This is a genomic window from Spiroplasma endosymbiont of Megaselia nigra (assembly GCF_003987485.1).
GTDB lineage: Bacteria > Bacillota_I > Bacilli_A > Mycoplasmatales > Mycoplasmataceae > Spiroplasma.
The window spans coordinates 1-1345 of record NZ_RCOO01000254.1; the positions used below are offsets into that span (position 1 = coordinate 1).

Annotated in this window: 3 protein-coding genes; all 3 read right to left on the reverse strand. The window is 23.3% G+C overall.

Annotated features, from left to right (window positions below):
- Window positions 1–414 (reverse strand): hypothetical protein (locus D9R21_RS06505; RefSeq protein WP_148108881.1); only part of this gene is annotated, 414 nt, incomplete at its 3' end.
- A 13-nt stretch (window positions 415–427) separates the two neighbouring features.
- Window positions 428–697 (reverse strand): hypothetical protein, encoded by a 270-nt coding sequence (locus tag D9R21_RS06510; protein WP_126821545.1) that lies wholly within the window; start codon window positions 695–697, stop codon window positions 428–430.
- A gap of 15 nt (window positions 698–712) precedes the next feature.
- On the reverse strand, window positions 713–1345 hold a 633-nt coding region (locus D9R21_RS07640), incomplete at its 5' end, for a hypothetical protein (RefSeq protein WP_158613978.1).

Here is a 1345-nt window from a genome sequence, read left to right on the forward strand (position 1 = left end):
ATCAAAAGTACAAGATACTAAATTACCTAATTCATCATATTGGTCATTGTAAAAATCAATAGTAATAAAATTAAGTTTTGAATTATTAGCAAAAATAAAGTATGCACCCTTACCATTCTTATTAATTTTATATTCGTTATATCAATTCTTATTAGTAAAGTCCTGTGTTTTTAAAAAGTTATTAATTAATTTAGAGTTTATTTGTTGATTAGTAAGTGTATTATAAATGCTAATTTCTAACTCACGTGGATTTAAAAAATTAGCATTATCTTCACAAATTATTTTTTCTAAAATATCATTATGTTTTTGAACAGTAACATTTTTACGATTAGTAATCGTTGATGATAAATTAAGATAATAACTATCAATATCATAGCTTTTCTTTAACTTCTTTTTGGCTGGTAACAATCCCATTTATAACACCTCTTTATTTTGTTTCTTCTTTTTTAATAACATCTTCAATGTTATCTTGTTTTTGTTCTTTTTTATGTGTTTTGATAAATCTAATTGTTTCAATAATTAAAACAATAATCCCAAAACCATTAAGCATTGCACCAATAATTACATATGCAGGTCAACCAATTCCTAGCTTAGTTGGCCCTATAAAACAAATAATAATTCCTGCTATAAAAAACAATGATGAAACTCCAAAGATTTTCAAAAACATAATTACATCTTTAATAGTTATTTTTGACATAAAATCACTTCCTTTCTAAATTATTTTTTTTCTTTTAATTGTTAAATCTTTAATAACAATATTATTTGTATCATTTGTAATTGAGCCATCTTGCTTAATTGTTATTTTTTTATAAGAATTATCTGCTAAAAATGTAAATATTGATTTTTGTGATATTGTTTCAAAATAATATGTTACAAATTGATTACCAGATGAACAATCTGTTATTGAAATTGATATTTTATAGTAATATTTTGTTAAATCATAATCTGGAATTTTAAATGTTAATTTTTCGTTTGCTTCAGGATAATTAATTAATTCTCAATCTGAAATAGAAATTAACTTTTTTAATTCATTTAATATTTCTTCTTTTAATTTTATAAGTTTATCATCTTTAATTTTTTCTATAACAACCCTATCTAGTAATGCATTAACTTCTAACTGGGTATAATATGCTTCTAAATCTATCATCGTTAAATCAATATCTTCTTTTTGAAAAGTACGAAACATTTTCTTTAAAGTTGTTAGATTAGCCAACGATTTTGCATAAGTAGGCAATAGACCTTGCCGTGTTGCCATAGGGTCATTTTGTGAAGAATAATTAATATTACCAACACTCATATTTGCCGAAGTAAAAAACTCAATTGGAATACGGTTAAATGTTCAATG